The 26,664-nt window shown below is 67.2% G+C and carries 36 protein-coding genes; 22 read left to right on the forward strand and 14 right to left on the reverse strand.

The window, feature by feature from the left end; translation table 11 throughout:
* Positions 1-8: 8 nt before the first annotated feature.
* The 7 genes from kynU to dksA form a co-directional block, all read right to left on the reverse strand.
* Positions 9-1,211 (reverse strand): kynureninase, encoded by a 1,203-nt coding sequence (gene kynU / locus DL238_RS02280; protein ID WP_115490773.1) that lies wholly within the window; start codon positions 1,209-1,211, stop codon positions 9-11.
* Position 1,212: 1 nt separating this feature from the next.
* Positions 1,213-1,845: an arylformamidase gene (gene kynB, locus DL238_RS02285; RefSeq protein ID WP_115490774.1), complete on the reverse strand. Its 633-nt coding sequence runs from the start codon at positions 1,843-1,845 to the stop codon at positions 1,213-1,215.
* Positions 1,842-2,660, reverse strand: coding sequence for a tryptophan 2,3-dioxygenase (locus tag DL238_RS02290; protein WP_115490775.1), 819 nt, complete (start codon positions 2,658-2,660; stop codon positions 1,842-1,844). Before DL238_RS02290 ends, kynB begins: the two co-directional genes overlap by 4 nt.
* Before the next feature lie 43 nt (positions 2,661-2,703).
* Positions 2,704-3,120, reverse strand: coding sequence for a DUF4112 domain-containing protein (locus DL238_RS02295; protein ID WP_115490776.1), 417 nt, complete (start codon positions 3,118-3,120; stop codon positions 2,704-2,706).
* A gap of 58 nt (positions 3,121-3,178) precedes the next feature.
* Positions 3,179-4,654 (reverse strand): ABC transporter substrate-binding protein, encoded by a 1,476-nt coding sequence (locus tag DL238_RS02300; protein WP_115490777.1) that lies wholly within the window; start codon positions 4,652-4,654, stop codon positions 3,179-3,181.
* 50 nt (positions 4,655-4,704) lie between these two features.
* Complete coding sequence (locus tag DL238_RS02305) at positions 4,705-5,076, reverse strand: PilZ domain-containing protein (protein WP_115490778.1); 372 nt, start codon at positions 5,074-5,076, stop codon at positions 4,705-4,707.
* A gap of 147 nt (positions 5,077-5,223) precedes the next feature.
* On the reverse strand, positions 5,224-5,682 hold the full coding sequence (gene dksA / locus DL238_RS02310) for an RNA polymerase-binding protein DksA (RefSeq protein WP_115490779.1): 459 nt from the start codon (positions 5,680-5,682) through the stop codon (positions 5,224-5,226).
* A 315-nt stretch (positions 5,683-5,997) separates the two neighbouring features.
* Here dksA and DL238_RS02315 point away from each other — a divergent pair, with 315 nt between their 5' ends.
* Complete coding sequence (locus DL238_RS02315; protein WP_115492726.1) at positions 5,998-6,324, forward strand: SEL1-like repeat protein; 327 nt, start codon at positions 5,998-6,000, stop codon at positions 6,322-6,324.
* 15 nt (positions 6,325-6,339) lie between these two features.
* On the opposite strand, the gene DL238_RS02320 is transcribed toward DL238_RS02315, so the two are convergent.
* From DL238_RS02320 to DL238_RS02335, 4 genes are read right to left on the reverse strand one after another with little or no spacing between them, the layout of a single operon-like run.
* Positions 6,340-7,488 (reverse strand): GNAT family N-acetyltransferase, encoded by a 1,149-nt coding sequence (locus tag DL238_RS02320; RefSeq protein WP_115490780.1) that lies wholly within the window; start codon positions 7,486-7,488, stop codon positions 6,340-6,342.
* A gap of 57 nt (positions 7,489-7,545) precedes the next feature.
* Positions 7,546-8,013: a RidA family protein gene (locus tag DL238_RS02325; RefSeq protein ID WP_115490781.1), complete on the reverse strand. Its 468-nt coding sequence runs from the start codon at positions 8,011-8,013 to the stop codon at positions 7,546-7,548.
* A complete protein-coding gene (locus tag DL238_RS02330) occupies positions 8,010-8,657 on the reverse strand; it encodes an HAD family hydrolase (RefSeq protein WP_115490782.1) in 648 nt (215 codons plus the stop codon). The genes DL238_RS02325 and DL238_RS02330 overlap by 4 nt, the downstream gene beginning before the upstream one ends.
* Positions 8,654-8,935, reverse strand: coding sequence for a DUF3572 family protein (locus DL238_RS02335; protein ID WP_115490783.1), 282 nt, complete (start codon positions 8,933-8,935; stop codon positions 8,654-8,656). Before DL238_RS02335 ends, DL238_RS02330 begins: the two co-directional genes overlap by 4 nt.
* 54 nt (positions 8,936-8,989) lie before the next feature.
* Between DL238_RS02335 and DL238_RS02340 the strand changes: the two genes are divergently transcribed.
* The 5 genes from DL238_RS02340 to DL238_RS02360 all read left to right on the forward strand — a co-directional run bounded on the left by DL238_RS02340 (position 8,990) and on the right by DL238_RS02360 (position 13,575).
* Positions 8,990-9,358: a response regulator gene (locus tag DL238_RS02340; protein WP_115490784.1), complete on the forward strand. Its 369-nt coding sequence runs from the start codon at positions 8,990-8,992 to the stop codon at positions 9,356-9,358.
* Between the two features lie 96 nt (positions 9,359-9,454).
* Entirely contained in the window at positions 9,455-9,700 is a 246-nt protein-coding gene (locus DL238_RS02345) for an acyl carrier protein (protein ID WP_115490785.1), read from the forward strand.
* Positions 9,697-10,950 carry a serine palmitoyltransferase gene (gene spt, locus DL238_RS02350; protein ID WP_115490786.1) on the forward strand — a complete coding sequence of 418 codons (1,254 nt, stop codon included), beginning with the start codon at positions 9,697-9,699 and terminating at the stop codon, positions 10,948-10,950. The genes DL238_RS02345 and spt overlap by 4 nt, the downstream gene beginning before the upstream one ends.
* A gap of 34 nt (positions 10,951-10,984) precedes the next feature.
* Positions 10,985-12,052 carry an AraC family transcriptional regulator gene (locus DL238_RS02355; protein ID WP_115490787.1) on the forward strand — a complete coding sequence of 356 codons (1,068 nt, stop codon included), beginning with the start codon at positions 10,985-10,987 and terminating at the stop codon, positions 12,050-12,052.
* An 83-nt stretch (positions 12,053-12,135) separates the two neighbouring features.
* Entirely contained in the window at positions 12,136-13,575 is a 1,440-nt protein-coding gene (locus DL238_RS02360) for a S41 family peptidase (RefSeq protein WP_115490788.1), read from the forward strand.
* Here DL238_RS02360 and DL238_RS02365 read toward each other — a convergent pair whose 3' ends face one another.
* Positions 13,576-14,460, reverse strand: a complete 885-nt coding sequence (locus tag DL238_RS02365; protein WP_115490789.1) for an MBL fold metallo-hydrolase — start codon at positions 14,458-14,460, stop codon at positions 13,576-13,578.
* Positions 14,461-14,519: 59 nt separating this feature from the next.
* Here DL238_RS02365 and DL238_RS02370 point away from each other — a divergent pair, with 59 nt between their 5' ends.
* The 4 genes from DL238_RS02370 to DL238_RS02385 are packed head-to-tail and all read left to right on the forward strand — an operon-like array spanning position 14,520 to position 16,679.
* Positions 14,520-14,846 (forward strand): ArsR/SmtB family transcription factor, encoded by a 327-nt coding sequence (locus DL238_RS02370; RefSeq protein ID WP_115490790.1) that lies wholly within the window; start codon positions 14,520-14,522, stop codon positions 14,844-14,846.
* Between the two features lie 6 nt (positions 14,847-14,852).
* Positions 14,853-15,398, forward strand: coding sequence for a rhodanese family protein (locus tag DL238_RS02375; RefSeq protein ID WP_115490791.1), 546 nt, complete (start codon positions 14,853-14,855; stop codon positions 15,396-15,398).
* Between the two features lie 8 nt (positions 15,399-15,406).
* The gene (locus DL238_RS02380) at positions 15,407-16,189 is read left to right on the forward strand and encodes a sulfite exporter TauE/SafE family protein (RefSeq protein ID WP_115492727.1); all 783 of its coding nucleotides are present in this window, start codon (positions 15,407-15,409) and stop codon (positions 16,187-16,189) included.
* Positions 16,190-16,247: 58 nt separating this feature from the next.
* Complete coding sequence (locus DL238_RS02385; RefSeq protein ID WP_115490792.1) at positions 16,248-16,679, forward strand: OsmC family protein; 432 nt, start codon at positions 16,248-16,250, stop codon at positions 16,677-16,679.
* Here the strand turns inward: DL238_RS02385 and DL238_RS02390 are convergent.
* Both DL238_RS02390 and DL238_RS02395 read right to left on the reverse strand, forming a co-directional pair.
* Entirely contained in the window at positions 16,676-17,386 is a 711-nt protein-coding gene (locus DL238_RS02390; protein WP_115490793.1) for an aquaporin, read from the reverse strand. The genes DL238_RS02385 and DL238_RS02390 overlap by 4 nt on opposite strands.
* Positions 17,383-18,024 carry a YqaA family protein gene (locus DL238_RS02395; RefSeq protein ID WP_115490794.1) on the reverse strand — a complete coding sequence of 214 codons (642 nt, stop codon included), beginning with the start codon at positions 18,022-18,024 and terminating at the stop codon, positions 17,383-17,385. The genes DL238_RS02390 and DL238_RS02395 overlap by 4 nt, the downstream gene beginning before the upstream one ends.
* Positions 18,025-18,245: 221 nt before the next feature.
* Here DL238_RS02395 and DL238_RS02400 point away from each other — a divergent pair, with 221 nt between their 5' ends.
* From DL238_RS02400 to DL238_RS02450, 12 genes are all read left to right on the forward strand, one after another.
* Positions 18,246-18,767, forward strand: coding sequence for a hypothetical protein (locus DL238_RS02400; protein WP_234030927.1), 522 nt, complete (start codon positions 18,246-18,248; stop codon positions 18,765-18,767).
* Positions 18,757-20,112: a DNA-packaging protein gene (locus tag DL238_RS02405; RefSeq protein WP_115490795.1), complete on the forward strand. Its 1,356-nt coding sequence runs from the start codon at positions 18,757-18,759 to the stop codon at positions 20,110-20,112. The genes DL238_RS02400 and DL238_RS02405 overlap by 11 nt, the downstream gene beginning before the upstream one ends.
* Positions 20,113-20,197: 85 nt before the next feature.
* On the forward strand, positions 20,198-21,178 hold the full coding sequence (locus tag DL238_RS02410; protein WP_181883791.1) for an SDH family Clp fold serine proteinase: 981 nt from the start codon (positions 20,198-20,200) through the stop codon (positions 21,176-21,178).
* A gap of 281 nt (positions 21,179-21,459) precedes the next feature.
* Positions 21,460-22,620 (forward strand): phage portal protein, encoded by a 1,161-nt coding sequence (locus DL238_RS02415; protein ID WP_115490797.1) that lies wholly within the window; start codon positions 21,460-21,462, stop codon positions 22,618-22,620.
* The gene (locus tag DL238_RS02420; RefSeq protein ID WP_115490798.1) at positions 22,617-22,925 is read left to right on the forward strand and encodes a DUF6127 family protein; all 309 of its coding nucleotides are present in this window, start codon (positions 22,617-22,619) and stop codon (positions 22,923-22,925) included. Before DL238_RS02415 ends, DL238_RS02420 begins: the two co-directional genes overlap by 4 nt.
* 68 nt (positions 22,926-22,993) lie before the next feature.
* Positions 22,994-23,383: an HK97 family phage prohead protease gene (locus tag DL238_RS02425; protein ID WP_181883926.1), complete on the forward strand. Its 390-nt coding sequence runs from the start codon at positions 22,994-22,996 to the stop codon at positions 23,381-23,383.
* A 91-nt stretch (positions 23,384-23,474) separates the two neighbouring features.
* On the forward strand, positions 23,475-24,638 hold the full coding sequence (locus DL238_RS02430) for a phage major capsid protein (RefSeq protein WP_115490800.1): 1,164 nt from the start codon (positions 23,475-23,477) through the stop codon (positions 24,636-24,638).
* Between the two features lie 104 nt (positions 24,639-24,742).
* Positions 24,743-25,294, forward strand: a complete 552-nt coding sequence (locus DL238_RS02435) for a head-tail connector protein (protein ID WP_115490801.1) — start codon at positions 24,743-24,745, stop codon at positions 25,292-25,294.
* Positions 25,291-25,434, forward strand: a complete 144-nt coding sequence (locus DL238_RS15995) for a hypothetical protein (RefSeq protein ID WP_181883792.1) — start codon at positions 25,291-25,293, stop codon at positions 25,432-25,434. Before DL238_RS02435 ends, DL238_RS15995 begins: the two co-directional genes overlap by 4 nt.
* Complete coding sequence (gene gp17 / locus DL238_RS02440; protein ID WP_115490802.1) at positions 25,434-25,823, forward strand: tail completion protein gp17; 390 nt, start codon at positions 25,434-25,436, stop codon at positions 25,821-25,823. Before DL238_RS15995 ends, gp17 begins: the two co-directional genes overlap by 1 nt.
* 127 nt (positions 25,824-25,950) lie before the next feature.
* The gene (locus tag DL238_RS02445; protein WP_115490803.1) at positions 25,951-26,358 is read left to right on the forward strand and encodes a phage major tail protein, TP901-1 family; all 408 of its coding nucleotides are present in this window, start codon (positions 25,951-25,953) and stop codon (positions 26,356-26,358) included.
* Entirely contained in the window at positions 26,355-26,660 is a 306-nt protein-coding gene (locus tag DL238_RS02450) for a gene transfer agent family protein (protein WP_115490804.1), read from the forward strand. Before DL238_RS02445 ends, DL238_RS02450 begins: the two co-directional genes overlap by 4 nt.
* Positions 26,661-26,664: the final 4 nt, after the last annotated feature.

Below are 26,664 nucleotides of genomic sequence, written 5' to 3' on the forward strand. Positions count from 1 at the left end.
TGCCGCGCTTATGTTACCGCCGCGCGCTCCTGAAAGCGCGGCTCCTGCCATTCGCCGGTTTCGAGAACTTCGGCCAGATGGCGCGCAGCCTCGGCGATATCCTCGAACCTGAGATAGGCGGGCGCGAAGCCGAGGCGCAGGATATCGGGATCGCGGAAGTCGCCGATCACACCGCGCGCGATCAGAGCCTGCGACAGCGCGTAGGCGTTGTCGTGCCGGAAGCTCAGCTGGCTGCCGCGATGCGCGGGGTCGCGCGGGCTGACCAGATCGAGGTCGAGATCGGCCACGCACTCCAGAAAGAATTCGCTCAGCGCACGCGATTTGGCGACCAGGGCGTCCATCCCGATCTCGGCGATCAGCTCCACGCCGCTTTCGAGCGCCGCCATTGCCAGTACCGGGGGGGTGCCCGCCAGCAGGCGGGTGACGCCGGGTGCGGGCTCGTATTGGTCGGAGAAGGCGAAGGGCTTCGCGTGTCCGAACCAGCCGGTCAGCGGCTGGGTGAAGGTGCCGTGGTGCCGCTCGGCGACGAAGGCATAGGCGGGCGCGCCGGGGCCGCCGTTGAGGTACTTGTAGCCGCAGCCCACAGCGAGATCGGCACCCGCGCCGTTCAGGTCCACCGGCACCGCGCCGCCCGAATGCGAGAGGTCCCACAGGACGATCGCGCCGACATCGTGCGCTGCCTTGGTCAGCGCCGCCATGTCGAACATTTCGCCGGTCTTGTAGTGGACATGCGTGAGCAGCAGCAGCGCGACGCTTTCGTCCAGCGCCTCGATCATCTTGTCGCGCTGCGCCAGCCTCTGCTCGACGCCCGGCTGGCCCTGGATCATGTAGAGGTCGGTCGGGAAATTGCCCGGCTCGCTCAGCACCACCTTGCGGTCCGGATTGAGCGAGAGCGCCGCGCCGATCAGCTTGGCAAGGTTTATCGAGACCGAATCGCATGCGATCACCTCGTGCGGCTGGGTGCCGATGAGCGGGGCGATCCTGGCGCCGACGCGCTGGGGCATACCGATCCAGTCGGCGTCGTTCCAGCTACGGATCAGGCCTTCGCCCCACTCGCCGTCGATCACGGTGCGCAGCCTCTCGCGCGTCGCCCTGGGCAGGGGGCCGAGCGAATTGCCGTCGAGGTAGATCACTCCCTCGGGCAGATCGAACCGGTCTCGGAAATGCGCGATGGCGTCGGTTGCATCGCGTTCGCGCGCACGGTCCAGCATGTCACTCATCGGGCAGCTCCCGCAGCACCGCGCGGCACAGGCCCGCGTCGCCGCCGCCGACTTTCAGCGGGAGCGCGATCAGCTCGTAATGGTCCTCGGGCACGTTATCGAGGACCAGCCCTTCGAGGATGCGCATGCCGTGCTTCAGCACCGCGAGATGCGCGTCCATCGTCTTGCTCTCCTGCGGGTCGACCGAGGGCGCGTCGGTGCCGATCAGGACCACGCCATGCGCGGCGAGCCACTCGATGACCTCTGCGGAAATCGGCAGCCAGTCGGATCGCCATTCGTCGTGCGGAAACGCATCCCACGTGCGGAACAGCACGCGGTTGGCGTAGTCGAGCCGCGGCAGGTCGCCGATATCGATCTCGCCTTCGACGCCGCGCGCATCGACCACGATGCAGGTGCCCAGATACGGGTCGAGGCTCATGCTGGCCGCATCCGCTCCATCCGCCGCGTAATGCAGCGGCGCGTCGGCATGGGTGCCCGAATGGGTGGACATGGTCATCCGCCCGACATTGACCGGCGATCCTTCCTCCATTTTCCACGTCCGCTCGAACGCGAATTCGGTATCGCCCGGCCACACGGGCAGCCCGGGGCGCAGGACCTGCGAGATATCCCAGATCTTGCGGCTCACAACGCCGTCCTGACCGACAGCAGTTCGGGGAAGAAGACTTCCTTCAGCACGCCCTCGAGATAGCCGACGCCCGCGGTCCCGCCGGTGCCCTTCTTGAAGCCGATAATGCGCTCGACCGTCTTGAGGTGTCCGAAGCGCCAGCGCTGGAAGTGGTATTCGAGGTCGACCAGCTTTTCGGCCAGCTCGTACAGGTCCCAGTGATCATGCGGGTTGGAATAGATTTGCGCCCACACCGCCTCGACCGCCTCGGACTTGTCCCAGCTTCCCTCCCGATCGCGGGTCAGCACCTTGTCGGGAATGGCGAAGCCGCGCCGGGCGAGCAGCTTCATCGTCTCGTCGTAGAGGCTGGGCCGGGCAAGCTCGGCGCGCAGCTTCTCCGCCACGTCGGGCACCGCCTCGTGCATCGTCACCATGTTCGGCTTGCGCCCGCCGAGGATGAATTCCATCAGCCGGTACTGGGCGGACTGGAACCCGCTGGATGTGCCCAGATGCGGGCGCAGCAGCGAATAGTCGTGCGGGGTCATCGTGCTCAGCACGTTCCAGCTCTGGATCAGCTGCTCCTGCGCGCGGGCCACGCGGGCGAGCATCTTGAAGGCGGGGCGCAGGCGGTCGGCCGCAATCGCCTCGCGCGCCGCGAACAGCTCGTGCAGGCACAGCTTGAGCCACAGCTCGCTCGCCTGGTGGACGATGATGAACAGCATCTCGTCCTGCGCATCGGAACGTGGATGCTGCGCGGCGAGGATGCGGTCGAGATCGAGGTAGGAGGCGTAGGTGACGTCTCCTTCGGGTGTATCGGTTGGTGTGTCTGCTGCCATGGGCACAGGCTCTAGCGTGCCGCCGCGCGCGCGCCAAATCCGCTCAGCGATCGATCACGGTCACGTGCGGGTGGTGCTTCGACAGGTATTTCTTGACGATCCTGAGGTTGCGCGAATTGGACCGGAAGGCGAAGTCGAACGCGTCGCCCAGAAACGGAACGAAACCGATCACGCCGTCGAAGGCGACATTCCCCGCCATGCGCGCCATGTGCCGCTTCGGCATTTTGAGGTTGCGGGCCTCCCACACGATGTAGGTCCCCATCGCGACGCCGAAAATGTCGCCGAGAACGGGGATGAGGCCGATCAGCGCATCCATCCCGACCTCATAGTTGAGCCCGGGGATCGTCATGCTGCGCTCGGTCAGCTGCTCCATCATCTGGATGCGGCGATAGATCGAAGCCGGGTCACTGCCTGCGGGCACTTCCATGCCCATCAGATTCATCGTTCGCGTATCGTCCATTCGATTCGTCCCCAAATGAAAGAGGCCCGTACGAAAAAGGCCGTTCAGGAGGTCCGGTTTACCATAGCTCTACCCCTGCCAACGCAGAAAGCGGATGTCGGGCCCACGGATTTTCCGAAAATCCTTCAAGCCCGCTGCGCACCAGCGACCAGCGGACCGGCGCGCCCAGCGGAATATACGCCTCCTGCGCGATCAGCGCCCCCTCGGCCTCGACCAGCAGGTTTGCCGCTTCGTCTGCGTTGGCCGCGAACAGCGACTGGGTGACGAGCGAATCGGCATCGGGCGAACAGGGGCCGGGCAACAGCGCGCAGTTGAACTGGTTGAGGAACCAGCGCGCGCTGGGATAGCGGGCGGTCCGGTCGATCATGACGAGGTCCGCACCTTCGGCGAACTGGACCCGGCGCAGCTCCACCCCGATCGCCGCCAGGTCGAGCGAGAGGGCATTCATCAACCGGTCCGAGCCGGGCCCGTCGGGCAGCCACAGGCGCAACCGTGCCTCCTGTCCGGTCGCACGGCTCCATTCGGTGACGCGGGTACGGGCCTGCTCGCGACGCGCATCGAGCGAAAGGCCCGGCCACCGCTCCGTGAGTGCCCCCGCTTCGGAGGGAAGGTTGCGAGGCACGATCTGCGCGCTGGGCTGCCATCCGCCCACGCTGAACTGTTCGAGCAGGGCCGGCCGGTCGATCGCCATCGAGATCGCCTCGCGATTCTCGGCCTCGGCGAGGAAGCCCTGATCGTTGGTGACCACCATCCCGAACAGCCCCAGTGCGGGATCGAGCCGGATCGTCCCGCGCGACAGCGGGCCGGTGTCGGCCAGGGGCAGGGTGAAGATGGTGCCGTCGAGCAATGCGGCCGCCTGCCCCGCGGCGAAGGCGCGGTTGGCATCCTCCCCGCCCATTGCCCTCAGGCGAAGGGTCATGCCGCGAACCTCGTCCTCCATTTCCGGCAGGCCGATCTCTTCGGGCTCGGTCGGCTCCAGCACCGCCACCGCGCCTTCGCGCGTCAGCCGCATCGGACCGATCGATTCGCCGTCGCGGGTGATCGCCAGTTCGGGCTGGGCGAGCAGCTGGAGGAATTCGGGCATCGGCCCGGTCAGGCGGATCTCGATGACCCGGTTGGTCATCGCGCGGATCTCGTCGACCTTGCGCAGGTCGAGACCGAGCGAGGTGCCCCGCAGCTCGCGAATGGTGTCGAGCAGGCTCGTGCGCGCCTCCTGCGCGGTCAAAGGCTCGCCGTCGGGCCAAGTGACCTGCCGCAGGCGGAAGATGAAGCTGCGGCCGTCCTCGGTCACGATCCAGCTTTCGCCGAGCGCGGGCACGACCTCGCCTTCCGCGTTGAGCGCGACGATGCCCGAGCTGGTCGCGTCGCGCACCATCTGCGCGCCGGGCGAGAGGCGCAGGCCATCCTCGAAGATCGATTCGGGCGCGGCGATGGTGACGACCGGCAGGCCGTCCGCATCCTCGCTGCTGCCGCAGGCTGCGAGCAGCGCGGCGAGCGCAAGGGTTACAATGGAATGTGGAAGCAGTCGGGCCATGTCGGCCAAGGCTCTAGCAGCCTCGCGCGCGCCGGTCAGCGCGCTAATCGTCAGATCTTGCGCAGCGATCCCTCGGGCTTGGCCGAACTCGGCGCAATGCTCGACGGGCGGGTGTAACGGGGCGTCTTGTCCCCGCCGGTTACGGTCCCTCGGACCTTCTTCGAATCGATCTCGTGGTCGAAGACGACGCCGAATCGATTGTCCTGCGTCCATGCCACCGAACCCTTGATCCGGCCGATATTGCGCAGCTCGATCCCCAGCCGCATGCCCCGTTCGACGAAGATCGGTGCCTCCGCCATCATGCCCCCATCCGACAGGTTGCGCACTTTCACGCGTACGGGCTCGTCCGAGTCGGCAAGCGTGAGATCGGCGGACAGGAAAAGGCTGTCGCGCTTCAGCGATCGGGTCTCGATGGCAGTCATGAAGCGTAGGTAACCTTCGGCGCTAGAATGGACAAATCGCGAGCATTGCCGGTGCTCCTCGTCCTTCTAGACCACGACAGCCTAAAGAAGTTTAAACGTCGCTTTACCGAGTTTGCTTGGGCGGCAGGGCCCGCCCGCACCCGCGCGTCAGTCGTTGCGGGAAATCTTCTCGCGCCGCTCGTGCGCCTCCTGCGCCTCGACCGTCATCGTCGCCACGGGGCGCGCGATCAGGCGCTGCAGGCCGATCGGATCGCCGCTCACTTCGCAATAGCCGTATTCGCCTTCGTCGATCCGCCGCAGAGCCGCTTCGATCTTGGAGATCAGCTTGCGCTGCCGGTCGCGCGTGCGCAGTTCGATACCCCAGTCGGTCTCGCTCGATGCGCGGTCAGTCAGGTCGGGTTCGCGCAGCGGCGTGTCCTGCAGGTTCTGCAAGGTGCCGCCCGCTTCGGAATGCAGCGAACGCTTCCATTCGATCAGCAGCTTTCGGAAGAACTGCTGCTGGCGTTCGTTCATGTACTCTTCGTCGTCGTGCGGCACATAATCTGCCGGCAGGGCCTGGTTTGCCCGGGCAAGAATTTCACCGTCGGAAAGCGCCGTTGCGGCCATGCCAGTCCTCTACCTTTGCGGTCCCACCCGTGACCGACGCCGCGCCGCCGTTGGGGACTGCGGCACAAACGTCGCGCCGCGGCTCTTAGCAGGCATCGATGTGCGAACAAGCGCTTATCCCGGACGCGGCCATCTGAAAGCGCTCTATAATGCAATATGAAGGCATACGGCGGTTCGGTGTTGCAGAGCTGCCGCAGGACGGCGGCGTATCTGATCTGCGACGCCTTAATCGCTTGTTTACCATAACTCGCTTCAAGGGGTCAGCCGGTGAAGACCTGCACGTGAAGGGGACGCAAAAACAATAAGGGGATAATGATGCGACTGACAGCGATTGAGACGGCCACCGCGCAACCGGCGGCCAACGACGTGGCCGACCTGGCGATCGCACGCCTGATCGCCGCCGCCGCCGACGGCGATATCGAAGCATGCTACGAACTGGGGGTCACCTGGTCGACCGGCGCACATGGCGTCGATTGCGACCTTGTCGAAGCGCACCAATGGTTCAATCTCGCCGCTTCGCAGGGCCATCGCGAGGCCGCATGGTGCCGGGCCGACATCTCCGACGAGATGACCGCGCGCCAGATCGCCGAAGCGCAGCGCCGTGCGCGCCAGTGGCTAAACGACCAGCGCCGCTGCGCCTGACCTGCGCCTGATTCGCTAGCCCTTCCGGAAAGGCGTTCGCGCCTCGAGGAAGTTCTGCTCTGCGCTGATGCCCTGCGCCTCGCGCTCGAGAAATTCCGCGACCGCCGCGTGCAGGCCTGGGTCCGCGATGTAATGCGCCGAGCGGGTCTGCACCGGCGCGTATCCGCGGGCGAGCTTGTGGCCGCCCTGCGCGCCCGCCTCCACCCGGGCGAGCCCGCGTTCGATCGCCGCGTCGATCGCCTGGTAATAGCACAGCTCGAAATGGAGGAAGGGGATGTCGGCGAGGCAGCCCCAGTAGCGCCCGAACAGCGTCGATCCGCCGATCACGTTCATCGCGCCCGCGACCGGCTGTCCGTCGATGAAAGCGAAGATCAGCAGGATTTTCTCGCCCATCCGCTGCCCCAGCAGCGAGAATGCCTCGCGCGTGAGATAGGGCGTGCCCCACTTGCGCGCGCCGGTATCCTGGTAGAATTCCCAGAACACGTCCCACACATCCTCGGTCAGGTCGTCGCCGGTCAGGTGGCGAATCTCGACCGCCTCCTGCGCCTTCGCGCGCTCCTTGCGCAGATTCTTGCGCTTGCGGCTGGCGAGACTGTCGAGGAAGCCGTCGAAATCGACGTAGTCCTGGTTTTCCCAGTGGAATTGGAGGTCGCTGCGAATCAGCCATCCGGCGCGTTCGAACAGCGCCTCCTGCCCGGGCGCGATGAAGGTTGCGTGGGCGCCCGACAGGCCATGCTCGTGGCATATCTGCTCGGCGGCGCGCAGCAGCGGCGCGGCGAAGGCCTCGCCCCCCTCTTCCTGTCCCAGCAGCAGCCGCGGACCGGTCGCCGGGGTGAAGGGCACCGCGATCTGCAGCTTGGGGTAATAGCGCCCGCCCGCGCGCTCGTAGGCTTCGGCCCAGCCTTGGTCGAAGACGTATTCGCCGCGGCTGTGCATCTTGAGATAGGCGGGCAGCGCGGCGTGCATGGTGCCGGTATCGTCGGCGATCGTGATCGGCGCGGCCTGCCATCCGGTGCCTGGCCCGACGCTGCCCGAATCCTCCATCGCGGCCAGGAAGGCGTGGGCAACGAAGGGATTGTCGTCGCCCGCCAGCCGATCCCATGCGACCGGATCTATCGCGGAAACGCCACCGTGTATTCTGGCCGTGAGTTCGAGATCCGCCATGCCGGCAATATAGGCGCGGCGAGGCCTCGCGTGCAGGCCCCGTCGCGCCTCCCTGCCCTAATGGCGGTGGTGCAGCGCGATGATCGCGTCGATTTCCACTGCGACTCCCAGCGGCAGGGTCGGCACGCCGACCGCCGCGCGCGCGTGGCGGCCCGATTCGCCGAAAATGTCGAACATCAGTTCGGACGCGCCGTTGGCGACCTTGTGCTGCTCGACGAAATCGGGGGCCGAGTTGACGAAGGCGCCGAGCTTCACGATCCGCTCCACCTTGTCGAGCGAGATGCGCGCCTTCTGCAGCTGCGCGAGGATCATGAGCCCGCAGGCGCGCGCCGCCTTGACCCCGTCGGGAAGGTCGACGTCGTCGCCCAGCCGGCCGGTGATCAGTTCGCCATCCTCGTCAAACGGCAGCTGGCCCGAGACATAGGCGATGTCGCCATGCACGGCGACGGGGATGTAGCTGGCCAGCGCCCCCGATGCCTCGGGCAGCGTGATCCCGAGCTTGTCGAGACGTTCTTGGATACTCATGATTTGTCCTCCAGGCGTTCCATGATCCAGGGCAGCGCGGCGTCCCACCGGTCGATCCGCGCGTGCGCATCGCCGGCCTCGGCGCCGCAGGCGATGTGGGGGGCGAGACCGGGCTCGCCGCACAGGTGCAGGCGAACCGTATCGGGCACATGCTCGCGCGCCGAGCTGTGATGCTGCGAAAGGTCGTCGATGAACACGGTCTTGCGGGGGCCGTATTCCTCGATGATGCGTGCGATCGCGCCGCCCTTGGGCCCCTGGTTGGTATAGACCTTCGCATCGATCCCGTGCCGCGCGAGCTGGCGCGTGCGGTCTTCGCGCCGGTGGTCGAGCAGGTTGGTAAGGACCACGACGTCGGCCTTTTCGGCAAGCTGTCCGTAGGCTTCGACCGCGCCCTCGATCGGCCGCTGGCGGTCCATCTGCGTGTCGAAGAAGCCGTTGAGCAGGTTCCAGATTTCCCTTTGCTCCACCGTCTCGCCGCTCTCGCGACGGGTCAGTGCTTCGGTGAAATCGGGAGAGTCGAAGGCGAAGTCGATCGCGTGCTCCTCGCCCAGCCAGTCGCGGAAATGCGTGACCATGTGGAGCAGCACTTCGTCGCAATCGGTGATGACGAGCGGGCGGGCGGCGAGGTTTGCGGGGGCGTTCATCGGATCAGTTCATCTCTTGCGGCGATGATCGCCGCGGGTTCGACATTGAGCGCATCGGCGGCAAGCACGAGGTCGGGTTCGTGCCCTGCGAGAAAATCGAGCACGGCGGCCTGAACGCTGCGCGTGCCCAGCCCTTCGCGAAGGACATCGGGGGTGAGGCCGGTCAGCGACAGCAGCCGATCCGCCCGCCGCTCGTCCGTCAGCACCCAGCCGAGCGCCGAGAGCGCGAGCGCCGATGCGTCGTGATGCGCGGATTTATCGGGCGGAAGCGTTGTCATAGGGCGCGCGGCTGGCCTATCGGTAGAGGTAAGGCAAGGGAGTGGGGGCGAGACGTGGCAAAACGGATCCTTGTTGTCGAGGACAACGATCTCAACCGCAAATTGTTCTGCGACGTCCTGCGCGCCAAGGGGTACGAGGTCCTGGGCTGCGCCGATGGCAATGTGGTGATCGAGTCCGCGAGGGCGTTCCTGCCCGACCTCGCGATCATGGATATCCAGCTGCCGCATGTCTCGGGCCTCGACCTGATTGCGCAGATGAAGGCCGACGCGCAGCTTTCCGCCGTTCCGGTGCTGGCCGTCACCGCCTATGCGGGCACGGGTGACGAAGACCGCATCCGGGCGGCAGGGGCGGAGGATTACCTCGCCAAGCCCGTCTCCATCGGGCCATTCTCGGCCAAGGTCCTCGCCCTGATCGGGGAGTAGGACACAGGGGGCACCCCGACCCCGAGGTATGCTTGACAAATGTGGGCCGAAAGAGCTTTGCCCGCCCTCACGAAAAGGCAACGAAAAGGATGCCCGATGGACCGTGCCGATATCGACCGGCAAATCCGTGAGCTTATCGCCCCCTTCAACAAGAACGGCGTGACGATCACCGAAGAGACGACCTTCCAGGGCGACCTCGAGTTCGACAGCCTGACGGTGATGGATTTCGTCGCCGCGATCGAGGACGAGTTCGACATCATCATCAGCATGAACCAGCAGGCCGAGATCGAGACCTACGGCCAGCTCGTCGATGCGGTGAAGAAGATGGTCGACGCCAAATGAGCGAAGGCGTCAGCCAGCCGGACGCGCCGGTAACCCGTGAAGGCCGCGCGAAAGGCGACCTTTTCGCCAAGTTCGACGAGTTGATCGCGATGCGCGAGGGCCTGCTCGCCAGCGGGGTGGAAGACCCGTTCAACCTGGTGATGGAAAAGGTCCTCTCCCCCACCCGCGCGATCTGCAACGGGCGCGAGACGATCCTGCTGGGCACCTACAACTACATGGGCATGACCTTCGATCCCGACGTGATCGAGGCGGGCAAGGACGCGCTGGAACAGTTCGGCAGCGGGACCACCGGCAGCCGCGTGCTCAACGGGACGTACCAGGGCCACAAGGAGTGCGAGGACGCGCTCAAGGAATTTTACGGGATGGACCACGCGATGGTCTTCTCCACCGGCTACCAGGCCAACCTCGGAATCATCTCCACCATCGCCGGCAAGGGCGATTACGTGGTGCTCGACATCGACAGCCACGCATCGATCTACGATGGCTGCGCGATGGGCCGGGCCGAGATCGTGCCCTTCCGCCACAATGATATCGAAGCGCTGGAAAAACGGCTGAAGCGCATTCCCGCCGACGCGGGCAAGCTGGTCGTGCTCGAAGGCGTCTACTCGATGCTGGGCGACGTTGCTCCGCTCAAGGAGATGGTCCGCATCTGCAAGGAAGCGGGCGCGATGGTGCTGGTCGACGAAGCGCACTCGATGGGCTTTATCGGCGAAAACGGCCGCGGCGTGGCCGAGGACCAGGGCGTGCTCGACGATGTCGACTTCGTGATCGGCACCTTCTCGAAGAGCGTGGGAACGGTCGGCGGCTTCTGCGTCTCCAACCACCCCGATTTCGAGATCCTGCGGCTGGTCTGCCGCCCCTACGTGTTCACCGCCAGCCTGCCGCCAAGCGTGGTCGCCACCGCCGCGACCAGCATCCGCAAGCTGATGCACGGCGGCAACAAGCGCGCGCATCTGTGGGAGAATTCCAAGCGGCTGCACGGCGGGCTCAAGCATATGGGCTTCCAGCTCGGCACCGACGAGCCGCAGAGCGCGATCGTCGCGGTGATCATGCCCGATCTGCAGCGCGGCGCGCAGATGTGGGAGGCGCTGCTGAAGGAAGGGCTCTACGTCAATCTCGCCCGCCCGCCCGCAACGCCCGCCAACATGACCCTGCTGCGCTGTTCGCTGTGCGCGGAGCATAGCGAGGAAGAGGTCTCGACCATCCTCGGCATGTTCGAGCGCGCGGGCAAGGCGACCGGGATCATCTGATACGGGTCATCTGATACGGGGAGGATAGCGGCGCATGGAGGGGCTGGTTTTCGGCTGGCGCAGCGCGATCCTCCTCGCCGCCCTCGCTCCGCTGGTGCCGATCGGCATTGGCCTCGTCACGACGCTGCGCAACCGCATCGCCAACCGCACGCTGGCCGCGCTGCTGCTGGTGCTCGCGGGGATCGCGACGCCGTGGATGATCGGGTTTGCCGGGTTCTACGACCGCTGGCAGGGCCTCTCCTTCGTGCCCTTCTCGCTCCCGCTGGCGGTACCGCCGCTGCTGTGGCTGTTCGCCCACGCGCTGACCGGCGGGCGCTGGCCGCCCCGGGGCGCATGGCACCTCGCGCCGGCACTGGTGCAGGCGGCGGCGAAGGTGGCGCAGGTGTGGACCGGCTACCTGCCCGCGCTCGCCACCGCGCTCGACATCGCGCTCCTGATCTCCGCCCTCTTCTACGGCTGGCGCTCGCTCGCGCTGCTGCGCGCGTTCCGCGCCTTCCTCGCGCAGGAGCGCTCGGACGACCGGCTCTACGCAGGGATCTGGCTCAGCCGCGCGATCGTCGCGGTGCTGGCGCTGATCGCGATCGCCTTCGCCTACAAGCTCGCCGGGCTGTTCGTCCCACTCGGCTACCGGGGCAACATGGGGCAATATGTCGCGGTCGCCTTCTTCGCGCTCTATCTTGGGGTCGAGGGCTGGCGCCACGCGCGGCTCGATTATCCCACGCTGTCCGATGAGGCGCACGCCCCGCCTCCACCCGAGGCGCGGGACTGGCGCGCGCTGGGCGAAGAGGTCGCGCGCCGGATGCGCGCGGAGGGCTGGGCGCGCGATCCGCAGCTCTCGCTCGACCGGCTGGCGCGCCACATGGGCCTCAACCGCGCCTACCTCTCACGCGCGCTCAACGAGGGGCTGGGCACCGGCTTCTCCGCCTTCGTCAACGGCCTGCGGAGCGAGGAGGTCGCGCGCGCGCTCGAGGCGGGGAGCGAGGCGACGCTGCTCGACCTCGCGCTGGAGGCGGGCTTTGCCTCCAAGGCGACCTTCAACCGCGCCTTCGTGCAGCGCTACGGCATGTCGCCCTCGGCCTACAGGGCGCGGCTCGGATCGTAAAAAGCCGCGGCGATTGACGCTTTGCAGCGCATCGCACGGCGTGTCGCGCCATGCCTGCCGCTTCCCACACGAGAGGAGCGGACATGGATCGACGGATGTTTCTGGGGGCAAGCGGCGCGCTGGCCGCGTGCGCAGCGCTGCCATTGCGCGCCGGGGTAAGCTCCAGTCTTGCGATAGATATGGACGTGGTCCGCGCGGCCATCTCGATCCATCCGGGAGCGCGGCGCTACCTGAGCGAGGCGCAGCTGGCCGACGCGCTCGACGAGCTGGAGCGCACCTATCTTCGCGCCGGGAGCCTTCCCGCGCGCTTCCTCGCCCTCTCTGCCTTCCTCGCGAAGCTGAAATGCGGGCACACGCACTGCAATTTCTATAACCAGGGCGACGCCGTCGCGAAGGATCTGTTCGACCTGCGCACCCGGCTGCCCTTCCTGTTCCGCTGGATCGACGGACAGATGGTCGTCACCCGCGACCTGTCGGGAAGCGGCCGCCTGCCGCCGGGCACGATCGTCACCGCGATCGACGGGCGCGCGCCCGCCGCGATCCTCGCCGCGCTGCTGCCGCTGGCGCGCGCCGATGGCGGCAACGACGCCAAGCGGGTCGCGCAGATGGAGGTGACCGGGGGCGAGCGCTTTCCCGCCTTCGACATCTTCCAGGGCCTGCTGTTCCCGCCGCAGGACGGAGCCTTCTCCATCGCCTTCACGCCACCCGGCAGCGCGCCCGCGACCGCGCGCCTGCCCGCGCTCTCGCCCGAGGAACGGCTCGCCGCCGCGCCGCCCCTGCCCGACGACGGCACCCCGCTATGGTCGCTGGCGCAGTGCGAGGACGGGATCGCGGTGCTGACCAAGCCGACCTGGGTGGTCTATCGCAGCGGGTGGGACTGGCAGGCGTGGCTCGCCGAGCGCGCGCCCGCGCTCTACGCCGCGCGCGGGCTGGTGATCGATATTCGCGGCAACGAGGGCGGGCTGAGCTGCGGCGACCCGATCCTCGCGCGGCTGGCGGGCGAGGACATCGTGCTCGACGAGTATCGCCAGCAGGTGCGCTTCCGCACGCTCCCCGCCGAGCTCGATCCCTACGCCGTCACGCCGGTCCCGTCCTTCCGCACGCTGGGCGTCGGGGCGGTCCCGCTCGGCGACGGGTTCTTCGGGCAGGACCCTGCGACGACGCCGGTGCCGCGCATCGCCGCGGCAAGCCCCCGCCTGACCACGCCCACCGCGATCCTCGTCGATGCGAGCAACAGCTCGGCGACCTTCCTTTTCGCCCTGCGCGCGAAAGAGCATGGGCTCGCCACGCTGGTCGGCTCGCAAACAGGCGGCAACCGCAGGGGGATCAACGCGGGCGCGGTCGCCTTCGTCACGCTGCCCGGCAGCGGGATCGAGTTCGACCTGCCGCTGGTCGGCTACTACCCCGCCTCGCCCCAGCCCGATCGCGGCGTGCTGCCCGATATCGCGGTGGCGACGAGCGCGGCGGACATTGCCGCGGGGCGCGACCCGCAGATCGAGGCGGCGCTCGCACACCTGCGCTGATCAGCCGCCGTCGACCTTGTGCCGCACCGGCTTCACCGGGATGCGCAGGTAGGCGACGCCGTTGTCCTGCGCCTCGGGGAAGCGCCCGGCGCGGATGTTGACCTGGACCGAGGGGAGCAGCAGGCGCGGCACCGCGAGGTCGCTGTCGCGCGCCTCGCGCATGGCAACGAACTCGTCCTCGCTCACCCCTTCGTGCACGTGGACGCTGTTGCGCTTCTGCTCGCCCACCGTGGTCTCCCATGCGTAGTCGTCGCGCCCCGGGGCCTTGTAGTCGTGGCACAGGAACAGCCGGGTATCCTCGGGCAGCGCCAGCAGGCGGCGGATCGAGTGGTAGAGCTGGCGCGCATCGCCGCCGGGGAAGTCCGCCCGCGCGGTGCCGAAGTCGGGCATGAACAGCGTGTCGCCGACGAACACCGCGTCACCGATCTTGTAGGCAATATCCGCCGGAGTGTGACCGGGCACGTGCAGCACTTCGACGGTCAGCGAGCCGATCGCGAAGGTCTCCCCATCCTCGAACAGGTCGTCGAAATCGGACCCGTCGGTCTTGAGGTCGTCCATCCCGAAAACCGGGCGGAAGATCTTCTGCACGTCGCGGATATGCGCGCCGATCCCGATCCGTGCGCCCGTCTGCGCCTTGATGAAGGGGGCCGCGCTCAGGTGGTCGGCATGGGCGTGGGTTTCGAGCACGCGCGCGATCGTCACACCTTCCTCCTGCGCGGCGGCGAGGATCGCTTCGGCAGAGCGCACGTCCGCCTCGCCCGCGGCAAGGTCGAAGTCGAGCACGGGATCGATCACCGCGCCCTGCCCGGTGGCCGGGTCCCAGACGAGGTAGCTGACCGTCTTGGTCGGCTCGTCGAAGAAGGCGCGGATCTCTGGCTGCGTCATGGCTGGCTCCTATGGTGACGCTTGACATATATTAGCGATTGCTTATTTAGCAAGTGCTAATGGAAAACGACAAACTTCTCGCCCCCGCAGACCTCGCCGCTTTCGAGGCCAATGCATCTTCCGTCGCCGAGCTGCTCAAGGCGCTCGGCAACACACGTCGCCTGATGGTGATGTGCAAGCTGGCCGAACATGGGGAGATGCGGGTGAACGCGCTCGCCGAGGAGGTCGGCCTGTCGCAGTCCGCGCTCTCGCAGCATCTTGCGAAGATGCGGGCCGAGGGGCTCGTCGACTCCCGGCGCGAGGCGCAGACCGCCTGGTACCGCATCGCCGATCCGCGCTGCCGCACCCTGCTGGCGACCCTTCACGATCTCTATTGTCAGGAGTGACCCCCCATGACTGCTACACCTACGACTGCTACCCCCAACACCCCCAAGACCGTCTCCCCCACCGAAGCACGGCGCATGATGGCCGAAGGCGCAAGACTGGTGGATATTCGCGGGACCGACGAGTTCGCCCGCGCCCGCGCTCAGGGTGCCGAGAATCGCCCGCTCGACCAGATCGAGCGGATCGATTGCGACGGGCCGATCGTGTTCATGTGCCGCTCCGGCATGCGGACCGGCAGCAATGCACAGCGGCTCGCCGCCTGCCATGATGGCGAGGCCTTCCTGCTCGAAGGCGGGCTGGAAGGCTGGCGCAAGGCCGACCTCCCGGTGGAGGAAGACCGCAGCCAGCCGATCGAGATCATGCGGCAGGTTCAGATCGCCGCCGGATCGCTGGTGCTGCTGGGCGTGATCCTGGGCCTCGCGGTCGCGCCGGGTTGGTTCGCGCTGTCGGGCTTCGTCGGCGCGGGGCTGGTCTTCGCGGGCACCACCGGCTGGTGCGGGATGGCCTACCTGCTCGCAATCATGCCGTGGAACCGGCAGGCTGCAGCAGCCTGACGCGATCGATGGACGCGGCTCATGTCCTCATCGCGCTGCTTTCGGGCGGCGTGATCGGCTTCGTGCTGGGGCTGGTCGGCGGCGGGGGCTCGATCCTCGCCGTGCCGCTGCTGGTCTATGCGGTGGGGATGAAGTCGCCGCACATGGCGATCGGCACCGCCGCGGTGGCGGTGGCGCTCAACGCGCTGGTCGGGCTCGTCGGCCACGCGCGCAGCGGCAATGTCCGCTGGCAATGCGCGCTCAGCTTCGCGCTCGCTGGATCGGCGGGTGCGGCGCTGGGTGCGGAGGCTGGCAAGGCGGTCGATGGGGAAAGTTTGCTCGGCCTGTTCGGCGGGCTGATGGTAGTGGTCGCGCTGCTGATGCTGCGCGGTCGCTCGGCAGCCGAGAACCCGCTGGTGCGGATGACGCGGGAGAATGCGAAATCCATGCTCTCGCGCATCCTGCCGATCGGGTTCGGCACGGGCCTGCTAGCTGGTTTCTTCGGGATCGGCGGCGGCTTTCTGATCGTGCCGGGGCTGGTCTTCGCCACCGCGATGCCGCTGTCGCTGGCGATCGGCAGCTCGCTGGTCGCGGTCAGCGCCTTCGGGATCACCACTGCCGGGTCTTACGCACTCTCGGGCATGGTGGACTGGACGCTTGTCGCCTGGCTGGTCGCAGGCGGCATCGGCGGCAGCGTGCTGGGTCGCGGCGCCGGGGCGAAGCTCGCCACGCACAAGCGCGCGCTGGAGATCGGATTTGCGGTGCTGGTCGCGGCGGTCGGCGTGTGGGTGATCGTCAAGTCATTCGGCTGAGATAGCGCGGAACCGCTCGCCACGCCTTTCGTCTGACAGGGCAGAAGGAGATTCTCTAATGGCGAATATCAGCACTGGCAGCGCAAAATACGAAGGCTTCGGCAAGGACGGCAAAGGCCATGTCTCGACCGGGTCGGGCGCGCTCAAGGACCAGCCCTACGGCTTCAAGACCCGGTTCGAGGATGAGCCGGGCACCAACCCCGAAGAACTGATCGCAGCCGCGCATGCCAGCTGCTTCACCATGGCGCTGTCGTTCCAGCTGGCGGGCAAGGGCCACTCGGACGGCACGATCGAGACGACCTGCAAGGTCACGCTCGAAAAGGATGGTGAGGGCTTCAAGGTCAGCAAGTCGGCGCTGTCGGTGACCGGCGGCGGCGACGGGCTCGACCAGGCGACGTTCGAGGAATGCGCCAAGACCGCCAAGGAAAACTGCCCGCTCTCCAAGCTGCTCGATACAGAGATCACGCTGGAGACGACCTTCAACGGCTAACCGGCTTCCCCTGTGGGCGGGTCGGCACTCAGCCATCCGCCCACCAACACCGCCAGCAGCATGCCCGCCAGTTGCGCCACGATGAATCCGGGCACATGCGCCGGGTCGATCCCGGCGAAAGTATCGCTGAGGCTGCGCACGATCGTGATCGCCGGGTTCGCAAAACTGGTGCTCGAGGTGAACCAGTAGGCGGCGGTGATATAGAGCGCGACGCTCGCCGGGACCGAGCCGGGCAGGCGCCGCAGCGTGACGAGGATCGTCAGCACGAGGCCGAAGGTCGCGATTCCCTCGCCCGCCCACTGGCCCACACCGAAGCGCGCTTTCTGCGAGACTTGCAGGATCGGCAGGTCGAACATGAGGTGCGCGGCGAAGGCCCCCAGCGCGCCGATGCCGATCTGGACGAGGATATAGAGCACCGCAGGACGCGCCGCGATCTCGCGCCGCATCAGGAAGGCCAGCGTCACCGCCGGATTGAAATGCGCGCCCGAGATCGGCCCGAGCATGGCGATCAGCACATAGAGGATCGCGCCCGTCGCAATCGTGTTCGCCAGCAGGGCCACCGCGGCGTTATCGCCCGACAGGCTCTGCGCCATTATCCCCGAGCCGAGCACCCCGACGAACAGAAAGAAGCTCCCGATCCCCTCCGCCGCCAGTCGGCGCGAGAGCGAATGCTCGGCCGGCGGCACGGGTTCGGGCAGCGCGGTCAAAAGTCTTCGAGCGTGGCCGACGCGCACGGATCGTTCGCGTCGCTCTCGCCATCGTCATGCGCCAGCTGCGTGACGAGCAGGAACCCGCCGACCACCAGCGCCACGAACAGCGTGGTCAGCGGGACGAGGTACTTGTCGATGAAGAGCTTGATCGGCGCACCGAACAGCCGGAACAGCACGCCGACGGTCATGAAGATCAGCCCGCGCCCGGCGATGCTGGCGATGATGAAGGTGGCGAGGTTCATCGAAACGAAGCCCGCCGTGATCGTCATCAGCTTGTAGGGGATCGGCGTGCTGGCCGTGGTGAACACGGCCCAGCCGCCATTCTCGTTAACCGTGCAGGCCGCCCACGGGAAGGCGTCTGCATAGCCGAGCGCGCCCAGAAGCCACAGGCCGATGCTTTCATAGAGCACCGCACCGATGAGATAGCCGAACAGCCCGCCCACGACCGACGCGATGGTGGCGATAGCAGCGAAGCGCAGCGCCTTTTTCGGTTCGGCCAGGCACATCAGGCCGAGCAGCGGGTGCGGCGGGATCGGGAAGAAGCTCGATTCGACGAAGGCGAACAGCGCGAGCCACCCCTGCGCATGGGGGTGCGCAGCCTTCTGCATCGTCCATTCGTACAAACCGCGCAGCATGACCTGATGAGACCCCTCGTCCGTGAACGCCGCCGCTTAGGCGAGCGGGTGATGGCGCGCAAGCACCGGCGTGCTGCGATCAATTTACCTATTAGGTTATTTTTCGATTGACATCGCGACGCTCTTCGGTTAGGCAACAGGAACATCGCGATGGTGCGAACGGCCCGGACGGGCCCGGCCCGCCGCCTTTGCCCACGCCAAGCATTTCGGGGCGCTCTCACATGACCAGCAATATGCGGACTTCGCCCCCTGCCTGGGTGAAGCGTAAGAACGTGCGCTTTACCGACGCGCAGAAGGCGGCCGAGGGCGAAGGCCCGGTCAACAAGCACTGGCGGAGCTATTTCCTCCAGCACCTGGCCGCCACGTCCAACGTCAGCGCGTCGGCGAAGAAGGCGGGTATCTCGCTCAGCCGGGCGTACAAGACCCGGCGCGAGCACGCGGACTTCGCCGCCGCATGGCGCGCCGCGCTGTACGAAGGGTACGAACATCTGGAGATGGAAGTGCTCGCCTGCCTTCGGGGGCACGATCCGGAGCGCAAGCTCGACATCGCCAACGCGATCCGCCTGCTCGCCGCGCACCGCACCACGGTGGCGGAGGAGCGCGCGCGCCGCGGCGGGCGCGACGAGGCGGCGGTGTTCGCGGCGCTCGACCGCAAGCTGGACGCGATCCGCGCCCGCCGCCTTCCCGCACCGGCGGAGGCGCAATCGCAGGCACAATCGCAGGCTGGGGCCGATGAAGCCTGACCGGCTCGACGCTCTCGCCAAGCTGTCGGATGCCGCGCGGGGCGACTGGTACGCCTCGCTGACCGAGGAAGAGGCCGACGCGCTCGGTCTTCGCTGGCCCCTGTGGGCGCGGCCCGAGCAATTGCCGCCAACGAGCGACTGGCACATCTGGCTGATCTGCGCCGGGCGCGGCTTCGGCAAGACGCGTGCGGGGGCCGAGTGGGTGCGGGCCATCGCGCGCAGCGATCGGCACGCGCGGATCGCGCTGGTCGGTGCCTCGCTGGCGGAGGTACGCAACGTAATGATCGAGGGGGAGAGCGGTATTCTTGCGGTGTGCGCACCGAACCATGCTCCGGTCTGGGAACCCTCTCTTCGGCGGCTTACCTGGCCCGGCGGCGCGCGCGGCTATTGCTACTCCGCCGCCGAGCCCGAAAGCCTGCGAGGGCCGCAGCACAGCCACGCGTGGTGCGACGAGATCGCCAAGTGGGACAATGCAGGCGAGCGTGCCACGGCGGCGTGGGACAACCTGCAGATGGGCCTGCGTCTGGGCGATTGGCCCCGCGCGATGGCGACGACCACGCCGCGCGCCGTGCCGCTGGTCCGGCGTCTGCTGGAAAATGGCGAGACTCGGGATGTCGCGGTGACGCGCGGCACGACCTGGGACAACGAGAGCAACCTCCCCTCCCGCTTCGTCGAGCGGATGCGGCGCCAGTTCGGCAGCACCACGCTCGGCCGGCAGGAGCTCGACGGCGAACTGCTGACCGATGTCGAAGGCGCGCTGTGGAGCCGCGCGCTGATCGAGATGTGTCGCACTGCTCCTCCCCTTCACCGGAGGGGGTCGGAGGGCGGGAACGAGGCACTCGCCCGGATCGTCATCGGCGTCGATCCGCCCGCCAGCGCCCAGGGCGACGCCTGTGGGATCGTGGTGTGCGGCGTCGATGGCGAAGGTTTCGCCACCGTCCTCGCCGACGCCAGCGTCGAGCGCGCCTCGCCCGAGACATGGGCGCGCGCCGTGGCAAGGGCCGCCGAGCGCTGGGCAGCCGACCGCGTGATTGCCGAAGCCAACCAGGGCGGCGCGATGGTCGAAAGCGTGCTGCGCGCGGCGGATGTGTCGCTCCCGGTGAAGCTGGTCCACGCCAGCCGCGGCAAGGCCGCCCGCGCCGAGCCGGTCGCCGCGCTCTACGAAGCAGGCCGCGTGCGCCACGCCGGCCTGTTCGCGAAACTGGAGGACCAGCTATGCGGGCTCACCATCGGTGGAGGCTACGAAGGCCCGGGCCGCTCGCCCGACCGCGCCGACGCGCTAGTGTGGGCGCTGACCGAATTGATGCTGGGGCGCGGGGGTAGGCCGCGGGTGCGAACTCCCTAGAACGAGACGTCCATCTTTGCTTAAAGTGCCCTTGTAAAACTTTTATTGGACTGCAAAAGGCGTGGTCCTTCGAGGGGGAGCCAAATTGAATCACGCCAGCAGGGTCGAGCTTTACAAAATTATTGAAGCGGATCGGAAGAGCCGAGTGCTAGCGCTCGTAAACAGCGAGCGTATTGGCCTCCAAACCCAGATTGCCAAGGATGCAGTCGTGCCGTTCGTCAATCTTCTAGATGACATTGGACCGGTTGAGAAGCTGTCGGTCATCCTTGACACCAACGGGGGGCAGACGTCCGCCGCGTGGCGACTAATCAACTTAATCCATTCGTTCTGCGAAGACCTCGAAGTGATCATCCCCACCAAGGCGATGAGCGCGGGGACCTTGATGTCTCTCGGCGCTGATCGGATTTTGATGACAAAACAAGCCGCGCTTGGTCCAATCGATCCCAGTCTTGATGGGCACGCTTTGGCCCCGATGACACAAGGCCCGACTGGCCATCCACTGAGGGTGTCAGTGAGCGCCGAAGCAGTCAGAGGATACATCGATGAGGTCAAAAAAGACATCACAGATCCCACTGGCCTCGCGGCGGTTTGGACCCATCTGGCCACGCAAATTCACCCACTCGTTTTGGGAGAGGTGTTCCGGGCAGGAACTCAGATTAGGCTACTGGCTAACAATCTGATCAAACGGCAAGTGAGTGACGAAGCTAAGCAAGAAGAGATCATTCAGCTTCTTTGCTCGGACTCGGGCAGCCATGACTACACGATCAATCGTCGACAAGCCGCAGAAATCGGACTCAACATCGAAAAGCCAAGCGGTCCCCTCTATAAGATTCTGGTTGAGGTAACGAAATCTTATAATTCGGAGCTCAAAACGCTTGAGCCATATTCGCCACAGTCGATCTTGGCTGGGCAGCAGTCCGCTCAGTATGAGCTTGTGCGCGGGCTTATTGAGAGTACAGAGGCGAGCTATGGGTTTATGACGGAAGGGAGGCTGTCAGTGGATCCCAATGGTGCCGTCGGAACCTACACCGACCAGAAATCATTTGAGGGATGGAGAAGGCTATGATGCAATCTGCGGATTCCAGCTTATTTTTTATTCCTTCCTCGGACGCGCCACGATTTGATCATAGCGCAGCCTTGGAGTGTGCCCCGGCAAATGCAACTGCAGCAGCTCCATCGTGGGGAACATGTCCCTTTGAAGCTAATCCAGTCAAATCGACGGAAATGGAGCGCACTTCGTATTAGCTGCCTCCTGCGTTAGACGAAAGAAGAAGTAACCTGAGGGCCGGCGCACGACATCGTGCGCCGGCCCTCTTGCGTAACCAGTCCTCCTAGCCGGAGAACCCCATGTCCTTCCTCACCTCCATCACCTCCGCCTTCAAGGGCGGGGGGAGCGCCCGTGTGCCTATCGCGCGCGGGTTTGCCTCGCCTTGGGCCAGCGCGTTCGAAATGCGCGGGGCGTCTGCTCCGCCGTTCGATTATGCGACCAGTCTCGAGGCCGGGTACGCGTCCAACCCGGTCGCGCAGCGGGCGGTGCGGATCGTGGCCGAGGGGGTGGGGGCCGCGCCCGTCTCCACCGATTCCGAAGACCTGCTCGCGCTCGTCACCGCGCCCTCCGCAGGCCAATCGCTGGTCGAGACCATCGCGGCGCACCTGCTGCTGCACGGCAATGCCTTCGTGCAGGTGCTCAAGGACGCGGGCGGCAGGCCGGTCGAGCTGTTCGCGCTGCGGCCCGAGCGGGTGACGATCCGCCCTCGCGCCGACGGCTGGCCGGAGAGCTTCGCCTATCATCTCGGCGCGCAAACGCATGTGATCCCGCTGGAAGACGAGGATGGCTGGCCCGGGCTGATCCATCTCAAATGCCTCAACCCCGGCGACGATCACTACGGCGCGGGGGCCTTGAGCGCCGCCGCGCAGGCCATCGCCATCCACAACGCGGCCAGCCGCTGGAACCACGCCCTGCTGGAGAATGCCGCGCGGCCCTCGGGCGCGCTGGTCTATGCGCCCAGCGACGGGCAGGGGCTGAGCGCCGACCAGTTCGAACGGCTCAAGGCCGAGCTCGCCAGCGCCTTCCAGGGCAATGGCAATGCGGGGCGGCCGATGCTGCTCGAAGGGGGGCTGAGCTGGCAGAGCATGGCCCTGAGCCCCGCCGACATGGATTTCGCGACGCTCAAGGCCGCCGCGGCGCGCGACATCGCGCTCGCCTTCGGGGTGCCGCCGATGCTGCTCGGCCTGCCGGGCGACAACACCTATTCGAACTATCGCGAGGCCAACCGCGCGCTGTGGCGCCTCACGCTGCTGCCACTGGCGGACAAGATCTTCTCCGGGCTCGCCGCCGGGATGGGACCGTGGTTCGACGGGGCCGCGATCTCGGTCGATCTCGACCGGGTGCCAGCGCTCTCCGAAGACCGCGAGCGGCTGTGGAAGCAGGTGAGCGAGGCGACCTTCCTGACCGACGAAGAGCGCCGTGCGATGCTCGGCCTCGCCCCCGTGGAGACGAACCCATGACCAATGACGACATGCTCGCCCGGTTGCTGTCGCAGGCGAATGGCGAGGGGGCCGAGCTGATCACGCTGCGCGCCATCGCCGAGGAGGCGAGCGAACTGGGTGCGCAGCGCGCGCTCACCCGCATCGGCCTGTCCGACGAGGGCGCCTCGGGCGATATCGGCGAACTGCGCGAGCTGCTGCAGGCCTGGCGCGATGCCAAGGCGAGCGCGTGGAAGGCCGCGATCGAGTGGCTGGTGCGCGGGATGTGCGCGCTGCTGCTGCTCGGCATCGCGGTAAGGCTCGGCGTGCCGGGGGTGCTCAAGTGAGGGCAGTGGCCAACCTTCCCGGACCCGTTCGTGGTGAGCCTGTCGAACCGCGAACGGATGAGCCAGTGCTGAGGATCGCGGGTTACGCCGCGCTGTTCGATATTGCCGATGCCGCGCGCGATACGATCCGACCGGGAGCCTTCACCGCCACGCTCGCCCGAAACAGCGAGCCCCTGCCGCTCTACTGGCAGCACGACCCGCGCCAGCGGATCGGCTGGGTCGAGCGGATCGGGGAGGACGCGCGCGGGTTGCGGGTGATCGCGCGGGTCGACCGGCCCGCCAGCCGCGCCGCCGCGATGCTCGCGGCGCGCTCCGTCACTGGGCTGAGCTTCGGATACCGCGCCCGGCAAACCCGGCACACGCCGCACGGCCGCGAATTGCTCGCGGTCGAGCTGCTCGAAATCAGCCTCGTCACCCATCCGCTGCAACACGGTGCTCGGGTGCATCTGATCGCCTGAGGCGGACCACCCGCACTTCCGTCTGCCCCACCCCCAACCCCTCGCCTTCAAGGAGAGGGGGCTTTTCCCGTGCCCGAAAGAAAGGTTCTTTATGGATATCCAGACCCCCATTATCGACACCGCCCCCGCCACGCCCGCCGACCCGCTCGACGCCAGCTTCGACATCGTTGCCCGGCAGGACGCGCTGGAAGAGAACGTCGCGACGATCCGCTCAGATCTCGACGAGGTGAAGGCGCGCGTGGACAAAATCGGCCGCGCGGCGCAGCGCCCGGCGCTTGCCGCCACCGACAGCGCGCCTGCCGAGGTGAAGGGCTTCGTCGACGGCTACCTGCGGCGCGGTGCCACGCACGAGATCAAGTCGCTCTCCGGCACGGTGCCTGCGGACGGCGGCTATGCCGTGCCGCGGCAGATCGATGCGATGATCGCCCGCGCGCTCACCGATATCAGCCCGATCCGCGCCATTGCGCAGGTCGTACAAACGGGCAGCGCGGGCTATCGCAAGTTGATCGCCACCGGCGGCACCGCCAGCGGCTGGGCGAGCGAGACGGGATCGCGCGACAAGACCGACACGCCGACCTTTGCCGAGATCGCGCCGCCGACGGGCGATCTCTACGCCAATCCGGCGGCATCGCAGGCCATGCTCGACGATGCGGCCTTCGATCTCGAAGCCTGGCTCGCTAGCGAGATCGCAATGGAGTTCGCGCGCGCCGAAGGGGCCGCCTTCGTCAAGGGCACGGGCATCAACCAGCCCAAGGGCTTCCTCACCGCGACCACTTCGACGCTCGGCGATGACAGCCGCGCCTTCGGATCGCTGCAATATATCGGGACCGGCGCTGCGGGCGGGTTGGGGAGCGATCCGGACCTGACGCTGATCGACCTGGTCCATTCGCTCAAGGCCGGGCACCGGCAGGGCGCGAGCTTCGTGATGAATTCGGCGACGCTGGCCGAGGTGCGCAAGCTCAAGACCGTCGACGGCGCATTCCTGTGGCAGCCCGGCCTGGTCGAGGGACAGCCCGATCGGCTGCTGGGCTATCCGGTGGTCGAGGCCGAGGACATGCCCGATATCGCGGCGGGCGAATATCCGATCGCCTTCGGCAATTTCCGCCACGGCTACCTGATCGCCGAACGCTCGGCCACGCAGGTGCTGCGCGATCCGTTCACCAACAAGCCGTTCGTCCACTTCTACGCGACCAAGCGCGTGGGCGGGCAGGTGCTCGACAGCGCGGCGATCAAGCTGCTGCGGATCGAGGCCTGACGCCGACCGGGTGGGGGAGGTCCGTCCCGCACCCCGCGCCCGCGCCGGATGCCCCCTTCGTCCGACGCGGGCGCCTTCCCCTTTGACGATTTCAGGAGACCGCCATGACACGCCCATCCCTTCGGCGCGTTCTCGCCGGTGGCGATCTCGCGCCCGCGCTCGCCGAACTGAAGCACTGGCTCGGCATCACGCGGACCGCCGACGATGCGCAGCTGACCGTTCTGCTCGGTGCAGGGCTGGAGGCGTGCGAGCGCTTTACCGGGCTCACCCCGCTCACCTCCACCATCGAGGAAACGCGCGATGCGAGCCACGAATGGGCTCGGCTGACGACGCAGCCGATTGCGCAGGTCGCCGGCGTCGAAACGCTGGCCGACGACGGCACGCGTTCGGCGCTGGGCGGGGATGCCTACGACCTGCACCTCTCCGGCGACGGTTCGGCGGAGCTGCGCCTTCGTGGCGGGCCGTACCTGCGCCGGGTGGTCGTGACGCTCGAGGCAGGGCTCGCACCGGACTGGGCGAGCCTTCCCGACGGGCTGCGCCACGGCATCCTGCGCTTCGCCGCCTTCCTCCTCCGCGACGGCGAGCAGGGCACGGCCGAGCCGCCCGCCGCGATCGCCGCGCTGTGGCGCGCGTGGCGGCAGGTGCGCCTCGCATGATCCGCGTGAAGATCCCTGCGCTCGACCGGCTCGGCCGCGCGCTCGAACGCCGCGCGCGGCGGCTCGCCCGCCGACGCGCCGAGAGCGGCCATCCATGGCGCACGCCAACGAAGCTCTGGCCCCACTTCGGAGACGACTGATGGAAACGCTGCTGCGCGCCGCGCTGCTCGACCACCTGCGCGCCGATCCGGCGATGGCCGAGCGCTTCAACATCGTCGACGAGGCGGAGATCGAGCGTGCCTCGACCCCGTGGCTGGCGCTGGTCGCCAGCGCCTCGATCGACTGGAGCACGAAGACCCATGCGGGGCGCGAGGTGCGTATCGCCTTCGAGCTGCGCCTGCACGGCGACGATCCGTCAACAGGGGCGCAGAGCGCCGAGCGGGTCGATGCCAGCATCCTTTCCCTGCCGCCCGAGCAGTCCGGTTTCCGCGTGGCGAGCGCGACGTTCCTGCGCGGCCGCGCCGAGCGTGGCGCGCGCAACACCCGCGCGATCCTGCGCGAATACCGCTTCCGCCTGCTGGCAATCTGATTTTCGCTCGCGGCCGATCGCCCTTCGGGCGGCCTGCGCGGGCGCGGCGCAAAAGCGCCGACGGGCAGTCGCCCTTGCGGTTCGTCTTTCGACGGACCGATGCTTTCTCCATCGAAAGGACATCTCCATGACCGGGCAAAAAGGCTCCGCCTTCCTCCTCAAGATCGGCGATGGTGCCGCACCGCCTACCTACGAAACCGTCGCCGGGCTGCGCACCACGCAGATGTCGATCAATGGCGACAGCGTGGTCGTCACCCACAAAGACTCGGGCGGCTGGCGCGAATTGCTGTCGGGAGCGGGCACCCGCTCGGTCTCGGTCAGTGCGGGCGGCATCTTCTTGGGCTCGGCTGCGGAGGCGCGGGTGCAAACCCATGCGCTCGCCGGGACGATCGCCGAATACGAACTGTCGTTCGAGGATGGCGCGCGCCTGCGCGGCCGCTTTCTCGTCCAGCGGCTCGATTTTTCGGGCGATTTCAACGGCGAGCGCAATTACACGATCCAGCTCGAAAGCTCGGGCGCGGTGGCTGCGGTATGAGCGCGAACCAGTTACGCGGCGAGGCCTCGATCCGCATCGCGGGCGAAGTCCGCACGCTGCGCCCCAGCTTCACCGCGCTGGTCGCGGCGGAGGAAGAGCTCGGCGCGCTGTTCGCGCTGGTCGAGCGGGCGGGCGGCGGCGAACTGCGCCTGACCGAAATCGCGGCGCTGTTCTGGCATTGCCTCGAGGATCGCGCAGGCCTGACGCGCGAAGCGGTGGGCGAGGCGATCCTCGCCGGCGGTCTCGCCGCCGCCACGAAGCCGCTGCGCGCACTGCTCGGCGCGATCCTGCAGGGTCGCTGAAGGG

The sequence above is a fragment of the Alteriqipengyuania lutimaris genome (assembly GCF_003363135.1).
Taxonomy (GTDB): domain Bacteria; phylum Pseudomonadota; class Alphaproteobacteria; order Sphingomonadales; family Sphingomonadaceae; genus Alteriqipengyuania; species Alteriqipengyuania lutimaris.